Source organism: Flavobacterium sp. AC274 (genome assembly GCF_979258275.1).
The window spans coordinates 2,397,376-2,414,933 of record NZ_OZ409852.1 but is presented as its reverse complement, the minus strand read 5'-3'; the positions used below and the strand labels follow the sequence as shown (position 1 = coordinate 2,414,933).

The window sequence follows — 17,558 nt, the reverse complement described above, 5'->3', positions numbered from 1 at the left end:
CAATTACAACATCTTACATGTCAATTTCGACACATAAAACACAACAATCGGGATTCAATAAACTGCAATAAAAACATTGCAATCCGTTGGAAATTACTTCATCTTACTTCTATAAATAAATATTACTATTACTGATTCTACCATAATCATTAGCAAATAGTATTGATTGATATTTATGTATAATTCTTTTAAAAAATTAGTATTACATACAAATGATAAATTTGGGAGAACTCATCAATCTAAATACTTGTTCTGTCATGTTTTTTATTCTTTTTATTTGGTTTTTTAAGGTTAATACTCTTTTAATGGTTATTTTTTAATGATTTTTTTGGTTAATTTTTTTTAAGTCTGAAAAAAAGTTTTGTACCATTAAAGTCTTATTATAATTACCTCTACTGAAATATTCCAGTAGAGATAATTAGAAATCTAAAACAATCATTGTAACTTACTAAACTAATTCAACTCAAACTTTATATTAATTTCTTAAGACTCGCATAAACTGCCAGCTCAACATCTGCATGATCTTTTGTGTTACATTGTTCAATTAAATTTTTTAAATCTTCAGATTTTAAAGTCGATTTTTTATCTAAAACAAGTAACAATTCCTGCGATGCATCATTTAATTTTTTTGATAAAGGTAAAATTGGCTGTACTAGCGGCGCATTGGAACTCAACTCAACTAAACCTTTATTTACTGCAATCCATTTGTTTAAAAACCCAGCTACTTTTGCTGTGTTCTCAGGCGTTTTACTAGCCAGATATTGTGTTACTGCCTCATCAAAAGCCAAAGCATCTTTGGCATCTGGGGTACAGGCATCGGCAAAAAGTGTAAACGGAGAATACATTTGATATTCTGTTCCGCCTTTATTTCTTGTATATCCTTTTAATGGTTCGCAAACATTTGCAAATTCGTTAAGGGATTTTATGTTTTGGTTATTGGCAATATTTCTTAAAATAACCGCTTTGTTGCGAATGTGAGTTAGCCCCAATTCTTCTAATCTAAAAGAAACTGTTTCCAGACGTTTGCGCATACTTGCCAAATCTGTAATATCTTCGGCAGACCAAAGTCTTTCTGCAATAGCTGCTGTTCTTGGCCAAACTCTTGAATCTATTGTTGATGGCGTTGTAAGCTCTGTCCACATTGTGGCTTCTCCACCCAAAATTCTTGCTTTTTCTTCTGCAGTTAAATCAGCTCCTTTTGGCATTGGATCATTTAAATAATGACTTTCAATCGGATACATCAAATCAATATAATATCCGTTTGATAATACTGTTTTGTATCCTTTTTTTACTGCATCTACTAATGATTGACCCGCTACAACACCTTCATTTGGTCCTCTCCAGGAATGGATGATCGCTTCTTTTGACATGTTTTTTGTCAAAATTTCTTCCCAGCCCATTAATTGTTTGCCGTGTTTTTTAAGCATTGGCACTAATTGCATCGTAAAATAGGTTTGCAATTCGTGATTGGTTGTTAAATTATTTTTCTTTTTAAATGCCTGAATTTTTGGGTTTGCATCCCAATCTTTCCCCTCATTTTCATCTCCCCCGATATGAAAATAAGCTCCGGGAAATAAAGGGCAAACTTCATCAAAAAGTTCACTTAATAATTGATATGTTTTAGGATTTGAAGGATCTAATGTTGGCGAAAAAATACCTGCATTTCTTTCAACTCCATAGGTCGCAATTGCGGTTCCCTGAATGTTTTTTTCTGAAGTTCCACCTGTCAGCGTAATCACTTTGCTTCCTATTTCCGGGTATGCCGTAAGAATTGCAGATCCGTGACCAGGAACATCAATTTCTGGAACGATCAAAATACCGCGCTCATCAGCGTATTTTACGATATTTTTAATTTCCTCTTGTGTGTAATACATTCCATCCGAAGCTAAATCGATTAATTCTGGATGTTTTTTCATTTCTATTCTCCAACCCTGATCGTCTACTAAATGCCAGTGAAAAACATTCATTTTCATAGCAGCCAGTCCATCGATATTTCTTTTGATAACATCTACAGGCTGAAAATGTCTTGCAGCATCAATCATTAAACCTCTCCATGTAAATCTTGGAAAATCTGAAATTTGTGAGTTCGGAAAATAAAATGATGTGCTGTTATTCTGCAACATTTGCAATAACGTTTCAAGGCCGTGTAAGGCTCCTAAATCGCTGGTTGCATTTATTGTAATTTGGTTTTGTTTGATGTCTAAATGATAACTTTCATCTTCATATAAACCAATTTTTCCTCTTTTGGTACAGTTTATCTGAAGTTGAGCTGAGGGAATTCATTTAGTTTCGTAATAAAACCCTGTTCGAAAAAAATACCGGTTCTACCATCTAAGCGACGCAAAAAGCGTGTTACCCCTCCAAAAATTCTTGGATTTGGATTTCCAGAAATGTTTACTTTAAAGTTTTTGGTTAAAGCAAAATTTCCGTCGTTTAAGACAACACTCTGAGGCCAGGGCATAAGATTTAGCTGCTCTTTCTTAATTTGAGCAGTAGAAGTTAAACCTGCTAATAGTAGGACTAATAAATATTTCATTTTAATTTGTTTGAAAAGATGTCACCTGGGCAACATTAATAAATTGGATAACGGAAAAACAAATTCAGACGACTTTCTAGAAACCCTCACAAATCGCTATGAAAGTCAATCTGAATTTTGTAGTTTGATTCGCTCTCACCCGAATCCTTTTTAAAAACAACGCTAATAGTCAAAACGCTTAAACGCCTCGATAGCTTCATACTCAGCCAAACCTAAATCATCGTATAAGATGGCTGTATTTTTATTACGATCTTCTGCCCTAACCCAAAATTCTCTGGAGTCGTTTCCTTGAAACATTACTCTGTCTTTTTGAGACTGGTGGTATAAAATCGCGTGACGTTTCAATAATACTTCTGATGGAGAAAGCGGAACGGCCATATCAATTTCATGAATATCCCATTCGTGCCAGGCGCCTCTGTACAGCCACAACCAGCAATCATCCATGTATTTCTCCGGTTTCAATTGTTTCATGGCAGCAAAAATTGCATTTAAACAAACTTCATGTGTTCCATGCGGATCTGCCAAATCTCCGGCTGCAAATACCTGATGTGGTTTTATTTTTGCAATAATATCTTTTACAATTGCAATGTCTTCTGATCCCAGCGGATTTTTCTTTACTTGCCCTGTTTCATAAAATGGAAGATCAAGGAAATGCGTATTCTCATCTTTTAAGCCAATGTATCTTGTTGCTGCATAAGATTCTCTTCTTCTGATTAGTCCTTTTAATTTTCGAACTTCCAACGAATCAATTTGATTTTCTGATTTGCTATTCAAAAAATCAATAACAGATTTGAAGTTTATTCCGCTGCCGGCTTCGCCAATAAAATCTTTGGCTACCTCAGCAAATTTTAATGCTTCGTCGTCTGTAACAGCTATATTTCCGGAGGTTTGATATATTACGTGTACATCGTGACCTTGTTTTATCAATTTTGAAAAAGTTCCTCCCATAGAAATCACATCATCATCCGGATGTGGACTAAAAAGAATCACTCGTTTTTTTGCAGGATTTGCTCTTTCCGGACGATGTGAATCGTCTGTATTTGGTTTTCCACCCGGCCATCCTGTGATGGTATGCTGCAATACGTTGAACATATTAATGTTCAAATCATAAGCAGAACCTTCTTGCGCCAAAAGATCAGACATTCCGTTATTATTGTAATCACGGTCTGTTAATTTTAATATCGATTGTTTTGTTTTTTGGCACAACCAAACAATCGCTTTACTTTTTAATTCTTGTGTCCAGATACATTCTCCCACAAGCCAGGGCGTTTTAAAACGCGTTAATTCTACCGCTGCAGACTGGTCTAAAACGAAAGTCGCATTGGGGTGGTTTTGTAAAAATGTAGCAGGAACTTCTGAACTGATATCACCCTGAATAGTTCTTTTGATGATATCGGCTTTGTTTTGTCCCCAAGCCATTAATACGATTCTTTTTGATCTCATAATGGTAGAAACTCCCATAGTAATAGCACGTTTTGGAACGTTGTCTATACCATTAAAATCTGATGAAGCATCTACTCTTGTAATGTGATCAAGTGTAATAATTCTGGTTCCGGAGTTAATGTGTGATCCCGGTTCGTTGAAACCTACGTGACCTGTACGACCGATACCTAATAACTGAAAATCAAGTCCTCCCGCATTTTTAATATTCATTTCATAATCGATACAATATTGATTTAATTCATCAATAGATACGGTACCGTCAGGAATATTAACATTTTCAGGTTTAATATCAATATGATTAAAAAGATGCTGATGCATGAAATAATGGTAGCTCTGATTGTTCTCTTTTGTCATTGGATAATATTCATCCAGATTAAAAGTGATTACATTGCTAAAACTTAGTCCTTCTTCTCTGTGCATTCTCACTAATTCTTCATAAACTTTTATAGGAGAAGAACCTGTTGCCAAACCCAATACACAAGATTTATTTTTTTCTTGTTTGGTTCTGATTAATTGTGCAATTTCCTGGGCAACGATTATTGAAGCTTCGGCAGAACTTTTGAAAATTTCGTTGTGGATTTTCTCAAATCTGGTCTCTTCAAATTTCCCTGCACTTTTATAGCTGATATCAGGTTTTATTTCTAAAGCACTTTTCATTTTTTTCTTTTTTGGTATGTACAATTTTGGTTTTTGAAATGGTATAAGCAATTTTCACTGCTTATACCATTTACTAACCAAACTTAAAATCTTATAATTCTTTGATATTTTTTTAGAAATTTGGAGCATCAACATCCCACCAAAGTCTGGTTCCTCCATTATCGGGACCTCCAAGTTTTGCAATTCCTGAATCTACACCACCTTGATTACCATCTTTTTCAGACTGAACAAAATTGATTCTTCTTACTCCTAACTCAGTAGAAATTGTTCCGCCACTGTAGTTTTTAAGTACCGGGAAAAGTTTAGGATAACCTGTTCTTCTGTAATCAGACCATGCTTCTTGTCCTTCAGGGAAACCTGCAATCCATTTTTGAGTAATAATTTTTTGCAATTTCACTTCGTTAGTTGCAGCTTCATCCCAGGCAACGGTAACATTATTAACTGCAGGAGAATTGTTTACAGGAAATTTAGGATCAACATAAGCTTTAGCTGTTTTTACATTATCAGCAATATAACCTACAACACCAGACGCATCTCTTTGTCCAAATGATACCGTAATACCTTGCTCATATAATGATTTAGCATCGCCTCCCATGTCCCAGCCTCTTAAAGCTCCTTCTGCTCTTAAGAAATAAGCTTCGGCAGCAGTCATTAAAACAATCTCATTTGATTTCCCAGGAGCTCCAATACCAGAAAAATTCTGGTGATCTGCCTTAGCTGCAATATCAATTCCGGTACGAACACCTTTGTATTCACCAGGATATTGAGATGATGTATCAAAATAACCTTCAAGTCTTGGATCTTCATATCCACCCATAATTGATTCCATATCAGCACCCATACGGATATCTAACCATGAACCACTAATTGTTGCAAGCGGGTTTGTGAAAACCGGAGATACAATTTTAAATAAATCGCCGTTCGACTGCATTACACCAAATTTATGGGCTACTGCTTTCTCTGCCTGAATTTTTGCTAATGCAGGATTTGCTTTTACAATACGCATTGCTAATCTTAGACGCAAAGTGTTAGCAAATTTTACCCATTGCTTGTATTTCCCTTTGTATCCTGATAAATCGGTTGATTTAAAAGTACTTTCTCCAGTATCTCCGTCATCAACTCTTTGTGTCAAATCTGCAACCGCAATATCCAATTCATTAAAAAACTGATTGTAAACTTCTTCCTGGCTGTCATATTCTGTAGGACTTAATTCTCCGTATTTAGAATATATGATTGGTCCAAAAGTATCTGTTAGCCTGTGCATACCTTCCACTTTTAAAATCAGTGATAAAGCATAAAACTGATCAAATTTTCCTTTTGAAAGATCTTCAATGTGAACGGCATTATACATTACATTCTTATAAGCATATTCCCAGATAAATCCATTCCAACCATCAACTAATGAATAAGTTGTATTATTTATCCCTCCTGCAAAACCTGTTGGAGTAGCCATATATCCTGACCAGATATCACTGTTTAAGTTTTGCTGTAATTGGTAAACCCACTCGAAATTTGCTGTAATTACCTGAATATTATTAAATATTGGTCCAAAACCTTGTTTGATATGATTAAAGTCCTGCTCTAATAATTCTGGTGTAATTCCTTGGTCATTGGTGTTAATTTCCTCAAAATTATCTGTACAACCAAATGCTGAAAGCAATGAAATACAGATAGCTGCTTTTGTTATTTTATTTAGTTTCATGTTGTTAATTTTAGAAAGTTACATTTAAATTAAGACCGATACTTCTAGTAGATGGTAAACCATAAATATCTACTCCTTGTAAACCCTGACCTGTACTTAATGCAATGTTTGGATCAAAAGGTGCATCTTTATAGATAAAGAATAAATTTCTGGCAATTAAAGAGATACTTGCTGATTGTATAAAAGGTAAATTTTTAGGACTGAAATTGTATCCGATAGAAACTTCTCTAACACTTACGTTTGTTGCGTCATATACATATTCTCCTGTGATACCTGCTCTACCTCCAACTTGTGTATAATAAGATTTTGCATCCATTGTTGTTACCGCTGTACCATCACTTGCTCTTACTGCATTAATTGCAACACCTCCGGCATTTCTTGCATCTCCTGTAGCTTTTGAAACTCCAAAAGAATCATTTTGAGCTTCTGTTAAGCTCATTACATCGCCACCAAAACGACCATCAATCAATACATTTGCAAAGAAAGAACCAAATTTAAATGAGTTTGACCAACCTAACATAAAATCAGGATTAGAATTTCCAACTTCTTCAAATTCTGTTTTTTGAATTGTTCCGTCGTCATTCAATAAAATTCTGCCCTGATCGTCTTTTTTAAAGTTGATTCCTTCGATTACTCCGTAAGGTTTTCCTTCTACTAAAGCATATCTGTAACTGTTTACTCCAGCTTCAGTTAAGTTAACTCTACCTCCTAATTCAGTAGGAATTTCTTTTACTTTGTTTTTATTTTGAGAAAAGTTTACTGTAGTATCCCAGGAAAATTTATCTCCTCTGATGATTCCACCGGTTAAAACAACCTCAAAACCTTTATTTTCAATACTTCCTGCATTAATTCCGAAGAAATCATAACCCATATCATTTACCGGAGCAACAACTTGTAAGTATTGGTTTTTAGTTTCAGAGTTGTAGTAAGAAATTTCAAAACCTAATCTGTTGTTAAACATTCTCCACTCTGTACCAAATTCAAATTCAGATTTTAATTCCGGTTTTAAAGTTTCTCCTGGTCTTGGTCCTACTTTAGGATTTATTGCAGAAGAACCCGGAGTTGCATAATAAGTAGGATTAGTAACAAATGGATAAATATCATTACCAACCTGTGCATAAGTACCACGAACTTTTCCGTAGTTAATCCATTCTGGCAATGTTGTCATTTCGCTGATAAGAGCCGTTAAACCCACAGATGGATAAAAATAAGAGTCTGGTACTGTAGATGACCAGTCGTTTCTGCCTGAAAGATCTAAGAACAACATGTCTTTATATCCAAAAGTAGTTGCTGCAAAAACTGACTGCACTTCTCTTTGAGAATCTATTGTTTGATAATTTCCTGTATTATTATTAAAATTATGAAGTGTAAACCAGTTACTAACGTTTAAACCTCCACTAATTCCTGAATCTAAAATCGTTTTATCATTCGTTAATGTATTTGTAATACTCGCGCCAATATTTGCATTGAAAGTAAAATCAGTAGCAAATTTTGCATTAATTGTCGCAATTAAATCTCCATAACGTTGTGTGCTTAAAGAATTTTCATTTATATATCTTCCGTTTGTATGAGAAAGTGTTCCTTGTGTTGTAGCATAGATTTTTTTATCGAAAACACTAGTTACTCTGTTATAGCTGTATCTTGATGCAATGCTCAACCAATTATTAGCTTTGTAAGTTAAAGACAATGCTCCGTTAAAGAAATCATTTTTATCTTCAGATTTGTTTCTGTTGATTGCCCAATATGGATTTTGCATAATATCTCTATTCGTCATCCAGTTTTGCGCCATTAAGTTTCTTGTAGGATTAAATACCTCATAATTATTTTTGTAATAATCGAAGTCATTTCCTCTTGGCATCAAATAAACTCCTGTTAAAGGGTTAAAATAAAATCCGTTTACTGGTTTATTTGCAATTGTTTGAGAAGTATAATTTGCATTAGCAGCAAAAATTAATTTATCATTAAAGAATTTAGCTGTTTGTCTAATACCAAAGTTATTTTTCTTTAAGCTGTTTCCAGGAACAATACCTGTAGCAGAAGTATTAGCATAAGAAAATGCTGTAGAAGAATTTTCAGAACCAATTGAATATCCAACTGAAGTAATTTGAGTAGTTCCTACATCAAAGAAATCTTTTACGTGGTCTTTTGTTTTTCCAGCAGCTCCCCAAGTTTCATCAGCTCCCGGAGCAGCAATATAATCTGTTTGGAATTTAGGCATGTAAGCCGCTTCTTCAAAAGTTGTAACAGATGAAGCAGAAATATTGGCTTTTCCTGATTTAGCTTTTTTAGAAGATAATAAAATAACACCGTTTGCTCCCTGAGATCCGTATAATACAGAAGCTGCAGCGCCTTTAAGGACTGTCATTCCTTCGTAATCATCAGGATTAACAAGAGAAATTACATCTCCTCCATCACGGTTACCACCAGATAAACTACCAAATGAATCGTTTGGCTGACCTGCACCTGAGTTCAACATTGGAATACCATCAATAACATATAAAGGCTGGCTGTTAGAAACAGAAGAATTTCCACGAATAACTACTTTTGTAGATCCTCCAGTACCACCAGAACTTTTAGTTACGGCAACACCGGCAATTTTACCGGCAATTGTATTAATAACGTTAGCATCTCTAACTCTTGTTAACTCTTCACCTTTAAGCTCCTGAGCTGCATATGTTAAAGATTTTCTTGTTTTCTTTAAACCTAATGATGTTACAACAACCTCGTTAAGAGCGTTTGATGCTGCCTGTCCCATCTTAACGTTAATTGTAGTCGCATCGCCTACAAGTATGTTTTGAGTTTCAAGACCTACATAAGTAAAAACCAATGTTTGTCCTTTTTGTGCTTCAATTGTGTACAAACCGTCAAAATCGGTAGTTGCACCTTTTTGACCTCCTTGTACCGCAACAGATGCCCCTGGTAATGGCATCCCATCAGAATCTGTAATCACACCTTTGATACTTTTTACCTGAGCAAGCGAAACTTGCGCCGTAAAAGCAATCATAAAGATTAAGAAAATTTTTTTCATGTTAATTTATTTTGTTAGTTATGGTGTAAATTTATTCTTAAGGGATTGTTAAAAAAATTATTTATACAAACGGCTTTATTTTTTAAACCAACGACATAAAACATTCAATAATGCGTTTCACGAAAACGTTTTCAAATCAATAAACGCTAACATTTTTAGTAATTATTACAATTATATTTAATAAAAAAGAGTATTTACTTAATAATTATGCATTATCGTTTTTTCAGCATTAAAACTGATATTTACATAATAATGAATATATTAGCTAAGCCGAAACCCAAAAATTAACAAAATTTAAAGAATAGTACAGAAAGTGATTAAGAACAATTATTGAATATTAATTGCCACAGAAACCTGTCGTTTTTATTTTTAACGAAGTATATTTTTGATGAATGACATCTAAAAGCGAATAGTTGTCAAAAGAATCCTGGGCAATTTCCCAAATCATAATTCCGCCTGTGGTTTGAGAAGCAAATTCTACTTTTTGAGTTATTGTAGGTCTTCCGTTATAATAAATTTTTCCAACCTCATCCTGATCTGCAAATTGAGTTCCTGCAGATATAATTTCTCCATAAGTTGAACTTGTAACTTCTTTATAAGTAAAATTATAACCATAAAAAGGAACTCCCAAAGTCAATTTTTCGCTTGGCACATTTTGCAGTTTATGCCAAAAATCTATTCCGGCTTTTGCGTTTTCAAAAGAGCTGTGTTGTCCTGGATTATCCGGTGTCCAGGGTCCGGTGCTGTCATACGACATGATATTTAGAAAATCAAATACATTTAAAGCTTCCTGACTTATATTTTCGAAACGCGAATTATTAGGCAGGGCCGCCGTTAAAAGTTTATTTTTTGTTGTGAGTTCTTTTCTTAATTCTAAAACAAAACCGCTGTAACCTATTGTCACTGCATCCCATTCGAGATCAACATCGACTCCATCCAAATGATGAAGTTCTGTAAAATTTATAATGTTCTGAATTAAATTTGGCCTGTTTTCGGGATTATCGATTAGATATTTCCAATTTGAAGCTACTTCTTCAGATAAAACACCGCCTGCGAGCGAAATGCTGATTTTAATATTAGGATTAACTGATTTTACATATTTTACAAGCAAATCAATATCTCCTGTAAAATTCAAATTTCCATTTTTATCCGGATTTGCAAACGCTAGATTGAGATGTGTTAATTTACAAAACTGAATCAAATTCATTTTATCAAAATTATCCGAAGATAGATACCCTACTACTCTGGCTGTTTTATTTTTTGAATTTTCCGGATCAATTTCTTTTTGATGTGAACAGCTATAAACTGAAAAAAGGGAACTTAGAAAAAAAGGATGCCTAACAAGGCTTTATTTTTTATCATAATTTTTAATTTTAAACTATTGTTTTTAATTTAATTAGAATGAAAATAATACCTTATTAGGCATAACTTTATGTTCGAGATTTTTTTAGTTTACATCCCACCAAACTTTACCCAACCAATCATTCTTTCCTCCCATTCTTGATAAAGCATCTAAATAGTTTTTCTCATTTTTTTGCATTTCATCATTAGGATAATACAAACGTGTTGGCACAACACCACCTGTTCCGGAATCTGAATTTGTTATAGGCACTAAATGAGGATAACCTGTTCTTCTCCAGTTTGAATAGGCTTCTATACTATTAAATAAATAAGTAACCCAAATTTGTGTTCCTATTTGCTCTTTTTCTGTTCCGGCTACCAAAGGATTTGCATTTACATATGCATCTATATTTGCCTGAGTTGCAGGCACAGCTCCGTAAATTTCCATTTGTTTAATCCCTGCTTCTACTCCATTTTTATAATAATCAGCGGCAGAGCCTGAAATCCAGCCTCTCACAGCTGCTTCAGCCAATAATAATTGTGTTTCTGAATAACTAACATGTAAAAAAGGAGTTGTTCTTAGTTTTAAATAAGGCTGTATTCCAGAGGCTGAATTTGATCCTCCAGGAAGATCCCATCTAAACATTCCCGGCTTAACACCTTCATATAGTGTTTCTCCCGGCTGTATTGGCGACCACGGAACCACGCTGCTACTTGTTTTTGGAGTTGCGATCATGGTTAATCTTGGATCGCCGTTATCTCTTAAAAAATCTATTAATAAAGAACTGAAATGGTCTCCATGCTCATCTGAAATAAAACCGTAAGACAATCCATTTCCTCGATAATCCAATCTGGATGGATCATCACTAAAAGGAAAATCCAAATGATGCATAATACAGTTGTCATCATTACCGGCAAAAACTCCATTTTGAAAAGCGGCTTTTACTTGTTTCTCAGCTTCTGCAGGATTTACTTCAGAGATTCTCATTGCTAAACGCAAACGCATGGTATTGGCTAATTTTTTCCATTTTGCAATATCTCCGGCATAAAACAAATCTCCTTTTATCGCACCTCCTCCGGCATTTAACTGATTAAAAGCTTCGTCTAATTCTTTGAAAAAAGAATTATAAATATCTTCCTGTTTATCATATTTTGGCGTTACAATTCCCTGAGAAAATCCTAAACCGGCTTCTGAATAAGGTACGTCACCATAAATATCGGTTAAACGATGTGCTATCATTACTTTCATAATTTTAGCAACAGCATTCATGTTTACAGCAGCGGGATCTGCACTGGTATTATCCAGAATATCAACAATACTTTTTATTTCATGGGCATAAACATTTCTCCATAAAGCGACTGCATACTCTTCGTTATTTTTAAATTTGCTGCCATATTCTGTTACCGCCCAGGAACCTGAATAATGCTGCACAAAACCTCCGGCATATATAAGGTTGGTTCTGTGTTGGTAATATCCATCTCCGGACATACACAATTGAGTAAAGGTGAGCTGTCCTGCCGGATTTGGAGATAACGCCACCGGATCTTTTACCAGTTCGTCAAAATTTTCTGTACAGCCAACTACCGTAAATACTGCAAGTATGGCTACTATATATTTAATTTTCATAATTTACTTTTTTAGAATGTAACTTTAATATTAAAACCATACGATTTTCTTGACGGTAATGAACCATACTCAAAACCTTGTCCGTTTCCGGAAGTGTACATAGACTCAGGATCAATATTTGGTAAATCTTTATTAAATGTCAATAGGTTTCTGGCAAATGCCGAAATATAGATTGAACTTATTTTTGAGCTGCCAAAAACACTTCTAGGTATTGTATAGCCTAAACTTACCTCTCTTAATTTAACGTAAGAAGCATCATAAATAAAAGGTGCCGGTGTATTTTCAGTAACATTTGACCAATATGTTTGAGGATCTACTGGCGTCGTATTTTTAACATAAACCGGATTTTCAGCAGTTCCGGTATTTACAACTCCATTTGCTACATAACCTGCTGTTGGAGTCCAATTCCCTACATTGAAATTTGGATCATTTGCTGCGGCTTCTGCTCTTGCAGCATTGTAAGCATCTCTTCCTTCTGTAGTTACATCCAAAAGTCCTTTTCCTGCGGCAACAGAGTTTGTCATAGAATATACATCCATACCAAACTTCATATCCAATAAAAATTGAAGTGTAATTCCTTTATAAGAAAATCTATTGGTTAAACCTGCCGCCCAATCCGGAAGCCCTTTTCCTAATTCTACTTTTGTATCTGTGTAAACAGGAAGACCGTTTGCCCCTACAATCATTTCGCCGGAAGGTGTTCTTTGAAAATCTTTACCAATAATAGTTCCGTATTGTCCGCCAACCTGAGCTACAATTGCTGCTCCGGCCCAGCGAGCCTCAGAAATAGTATAAGTATTAATGTCAGGATGTAAAGAAAGAATTGAGTTTTTGTTTTTTGAGAAGTTTAAATCAATTCCCCACTCAAAATTTTTAGTTTTAATTGGTGTTCCCGATAAAAATATTTCAATACCTTCATTACGCAATTTCCCTGCATTTACAGAAAGAAACTCATAACCCGATGTTGCAGAAGATGCTAAATCAAGCGTTTGATCTGCAGTATCTTCACGGTAAACTGTTATATCAGCTTTTAATCTGTTTTTAAAGAAAGCTGTTTCCAATCCAAACTCAATTCCTGTTTTTGATTGAAAAGTAAGATTCGCATTTGGTGCCGATGAATTTTTTATATTCACAACACTTTGTCCGTCATAAGCAGAATAAGTAGTATAATTTAATGCATTTTTATAAGCGCCCGGAGCATTCGAAACTTTTGCCCACGATGCTCTCAATTTACCATAAGAAAAAGTATCATTCTGAATAGCAAATGCATCTGAAAATACAAAACCTAATGAAGCTGCCGGATAAAATGCATCTTTGGTTATCACACTAAACCAGTCATTTCTTCCTGTAAATTCAGCATATAAATAACCTTTATAATCAAATTTTGCAGAACCGTAAACAGAATTTGTTCTTGTTTTGGTTTCTGATGGTGCGTTGATTGTCTGGGTCGAAAAATTACTAATATATTCTGTTCCCGGTTCAATAATATTTGTTCCCTGGCTAGAATTTTCCTGTCTTCTAAAATCTCTTCTGCTTGTCCCTAAAATACCTGAGAAAGTCAAGTCATTAGCCAATTTAATATCACTAAAAGTAGCTATGATATCAGTATTCATTTCAGAAACCGTAATATCATTCAATCCAAGATAACCTGTATCTCTGCCCGGCCAGGTACTTCCAGCCGCCATAAAATCTTTAGTTCCAAAATTATAAGTATCTAAACCGGTTCTAAAAGTTAATCCAACCCATTTTTCAAGTTGATACGTTCCGGTAACATTCCCCATAAAACGATTTTTCTTAGAGGTGTTATGATTGGCATCTACGGTAAAATAAGGATTTAATTGATAAATATTATTATTCCACTTGTAGATTTCTCCTGTATCCGGATCCTGATAATTTTTCAACCAGGCCTGATCGATATTGGGTGCTAAACCACTCAAAGAATAACCTACGTTGTTTGGAGAATCTCCCAAACCAGGTCTGTTTTCGGTGTTTTCAACCATGTAATTTACATTTGCAGCCAAAGTAAATTTTTCTGATTTTAAAGTAGCATTTAAACTGGCATCATTTCTTTCTAAACCGGAACCCGGAACAACATCATCATTTTTAAGATTGTTGAATCCAAAACGAACATAAGCATTCTCACTTCCGCCGGAGAGCGAAATCCCGTTAGTTGTTGTAAATCCCGTCTTAAAAAAATCCTGAATATTATTGTCTACTTTAGCATAGGGTTTAATAGAACCATCAAATATTATAACCTGCTGCCCAACTGTTTCCGAAAATTTCGGTCCCCAGGCACTTGTAGTATATCCGTAAATTTCAGAAGGCGCTTTTGACGGATCCGGCAAAATCCCGTGAGATCCCGTTCCATAATCACTTTGAAAATCCTGATATTTAGCATTTACTCTGTCAAAACTAACACCGCTGGTAAGTTCTACCTGTAATTTACCTTTGCTTCCTTTTTTGGTTGTAATCAAAATTACACCATTCAAAGCTCTGGAACCATATAAAGCAGATGCTGCTGCTCCTTTTAATACAGTCAAACTTTCAATATTGTTTGGGTTTATACTTGAAATTCCGTCACCGTTATCTCTTCCATCAAACCATTTGCTTGATGCTGCAGTATCATTAGACAGCCCCGTATTATCAATAGGAACTCCGTCTACAATATAAAGCGGCTGGTTATTCTCGCCTATACTAGAAATCCCCCTAATAATAACTCTGGTACTTCCGCCTGCACCTGTGGCCGGTATAGAAACATCTACACCGGCAATTTTACCAGAAAGTGCTGTGGCTACATTGGTTGTAATTACCTTATTCAACTGGTCACCTTTGATGTCCTGAACTGCGTAACCCAGTTCCTTCTTTTGTCTCTTAATACCTAATGCCGTAACTACAACTTCATCTAAGTTTTGGGTATTTTCTTCAAGTGCCACGTTTACTTGCGGAGAATCTCCAATTGTTACAACTTTAGTTTTAATTCCGATGTATGAAAATACTAAAACATCTCCTTTTGATGCCTCAATACTGTACATCCCATCATAATCTGTTTGTGCTGCCTTCGCTGTTCCCTGGATAAGAACAGTAACTCCTGGCAACGGCAGTCCTTTTTGATCGCTTACTAAACCTTTGATTGTTTTTACTTGTGCAAGAATAACCTGCGACGTAAAAAAACAACAAAGATTAATACAATTTTCTTCATTTTTGTCATGGTTTTGTTGGTTAAGCGATAAATCTATTGTTAAAATTAACATAAATAAAACTTTTTAAACAAACTACCCTAAACCTTAAACAAACAACAGAAAACAATCAATAATACGTTTTACGAAAACGATGCCTTTAAAAAATAATCGACGAAATGCCATTTTTGATAAAATTTTATTTAAAAGAATTGCGTTTTACCAACTAATTGTTTAAAGTTGCAAATTATTATTCCTAAGAATAATTACATTAACCCCCAATAATCAAAATTGAACGAAATTCAAAAATTAAAATTTGAAATAAAACTGCAAAATCATATTTGGTTTTGGGGAAGTTACTTTACTCTTAACTTTTTAAGATGGGGAGCCTATTTTAATGATTACCCTTATTCATTCAAATCTAACCTGATTGAATTTTCATTGCACATTCCGTTAGTCTATTTTAATCTTTTTGTTTTGGTACCGAAATTTGTACTAAAACAGAAATATATTCAATATACTTTTGCCTTGATTTTAAGCCTGTTCGGTATTTATTTATTAAAAACCGCACTTACCTATTATATTATATCGGAGAATATCTGGCCGGAAGCCAACAGAGAATATCATCCGTTTGAAATCAATCATATTGTTGCTGTTTGCATTGGCGAATTATATGTATTGGCCATGGCTTCATCTGTTTACCTGACTTTAACCTGGCTAAGGGAAAGAGAAAGAAACAGATCTTTAAGAGAAAATCAGTTCAAAATCAAATTGAAATATCTGGAGAATCAAATTCAGCCGCACTTTTTCTTCAATACCTTAAATAACTTATACGCCTTATCTTTAGAATCTTCAAATAAGGTTCCTGACGTAATTATTAAGTTATCCAATTTGATGGAATATGTCTTGTATGATGTTAAAGGAACCAAATTTGTTCCGCTTATAAAAGAAATAGACTATATTCAGAATTATATTGAAATTGAGAAGTTACGGTTTGAAAATGTAGAAGTTACGATAAATCTTGAGTCGGATATTGAAGATATTGTTGTGCCTCCGTTAATCTTTATTTCGCTGGTTGAAAACGCCTTTAAACATGGCGGACTAAACAATAAAAACTTAAAAATCAAGATCAATTGTAAAGTTATTGATAATAAAAGGTTAGATTTTGAAATCTTAAATAATTTTGTAATTTCACAAAATCTTAACCCGAAAAGTGGTATTGGATTAGTCAATACCAAGAAAAGACTGAAATTAATTTATAAAAATGATTTCAGCCTAAAACACAAAACAAAACTAAATTACTATATAATCCGCTTGCAAATACCTATTCATAATGAAGATTAAATGCGTATTGATTGATGATGAGCCTTTGGCTATCAAAGTCTTGCAAAATTATTTCAATAATTTTACAGATTTTGAAGTGATTGGTACATTCAATAATTCTCTTGAAGCACTTGATTTTATCAACAGCACAACTGTTGATGCTGTCTTTTTAGATATCAATATGCCAATGATGACAGGATTTGAATTAATTAGTTTAATCGAAAACAAAACCAAAGTCATTATCACAACAGCTTTTAGGGAGTTTGCAGCCGAAAGTTATGATCTTGATGTTTTGGATTATTTAGTAAAACCCATTCCGCTGCCCAGATTTATAAAGTGTATTAACAAGATTACTACCGAATACAATTTAAAAAACAATATTAAGGTCGAAACCACAAAAGGTGATTCTCATATTTTTATTAAGGTTGATAAAAAAATGATGAAAATCAATATTGAAGAAATCCTTTTTATCGAAGGAATGAAAGAATATATTAAAGTTGTTACGCCTGATAAAACCTATATTACACACAAATCCCTCACTTCTTTGTCTGAAGAATTACCGGCAGATCGTTTTTTAAGAATTCATAAATCGTACGTTATCGCCCTAAATAAGGTGAAATCTATCGAAGGAAACCGCATACAAATTCAATCTTATACCATTCCTATTGGTAGAAATTACAGTAAAGATGTTAAAAACAAAATTTTAGAGTAAATACAATTTCATT

8 protein-coding genes and 1 pseudogene are annotated in these 17,558 nt (G+C 34.2%); 2 read left to right on the top strand and 7 right to left on the bottom strand.

Annotated elements, in window-relative coordinates; translation table 11 throughout:
* Positions 1–470: 470 nt before the first annotated feature.
* The 7 genes and pseudogenes from ACZZZT_RS11240 to ACZZZT_RS11210 all read right to left on the bottom strand — a co-directional run bounded on the left by ACZZZT_RS11240 (position 471) and on the right by ACZZZT_RS11210 (position 15,585).
* A pseudogene (locus ACZZZT_RS11240) lies at positions 471–2,536 on the bottom strand (beta-N-acetylhexosaminidase).
* Between the two features lie 162 nt (positions 2,537–2,698).
* Positions 2,699–4,636: a glucosamine-6-phosphate deaminase gene (gene nagB / locus ACZZZT_RS11235; RefSeq protein WP_463460416.1), complete on the bottom strand. Its 1,938-nt coding sequence runs from the start codon at positions 4,634–4,636 to the stop codon at positions 2,699–2,701.
* Positions 4,637–4,748: 112 nt separating this feature from the next.
* Positions 4,749–6,338, bottom strand: a complete 1,590-nt coding sequence (locus tag ACZZZT_RS11230) for a RagB/SusD family nutrient uptake outer membrane protein (protein ID WP_463460415.1) — start codon at positions 6,336–6,338, stop codon at positions 4,749–4,751.
* Positions 6,339–6,348: 10 nt separating this feature from the next.
* On the bottom strand, positions 6,349–9,366 hold the full coding sequence (locus ACZZZT_RS11225) for a SusC/RagA family TonB-linked outer membrane protein (RefSeq protein WP_073395095.1): 3,018 nt from the start codon (positions 9,364–9,366) through the stop codon (positions 6,349–6,351).
* 337 nt (positions 9,367–9,703) lie between these two features.
* Positions 9,704–10,573 carry a glycosyl hydrolase family 18 protein gene (locus tag ACZZZT_RS11220; protein ID WP_463460414.1) on the bottom strand — a complete coding sequence of 290 codons (870 nt, stop codon included), beginning with the start codon at positions 10,571–10,573 and terminating at the stop codon, positions 9,704–9,706.
* Between the two features lie 240 nt (positions 10,574–10,813).
* Positions 10,814–12,334, bottom strand: a complete 1,521-nt coding sequence (locus tag ACZZZT_RS11215) for a SusD/RagB family nutrient-binding outer membrane lipoprotein (RefSeq protein ID WP_463460413.1) — start codon at positions 12,332–12,334, stop codon at positions 10,814–10,816.
* An 11-nt stretch (positions 12,335–12,345) separates the two neighbouring features.
* The gene (locus ACZZZT_RS11210) at positions 12,346–15,585 is read right to left on the bottom strand and encodes a SusC/RagA family TonB-linked outer membrane protein (protein ID WP_463460412.1); all 3,240 of its coding nucleotides are present in this window, start codon (positions 15,583–15,585) and stop codon (positions 12,346–12,348) included.
* Between the two features lie 216 nt (positions 15,586–15,801).
* On the opposite strand from ACZZZT_RS11210, the gene ACZZZT_RS11205 reads away from it, so the two are divergent.
* Positions 15,802–16,854, top strand: coding sequence for a sensor histidine kinase (locus ACZZZT_RS11205; protein ID WP_042565029.1), 1,053 nt, complete (start codon positions 15,802–15,804; stop codon positions 16,852–16,854).
* Positions 16,844–17,545: a LytR/AlgR family response regulator transcription factor gene (locus ACZZZT_RS11200; RefSeq protein ID WP_042565030.1), complete on the top strand. Its 702-nt coding sequence runs from the start codon at positions 16,844–16,846 to the stop codon at positions 17,543–17,545. Before ACZZZT_RS11205 ends, ACZZZT_RS11200 begins: the two co-directional genes overlap by 11 nt.
* Positions 17,546–17,558: the final 13 nt, after the last annotated feature.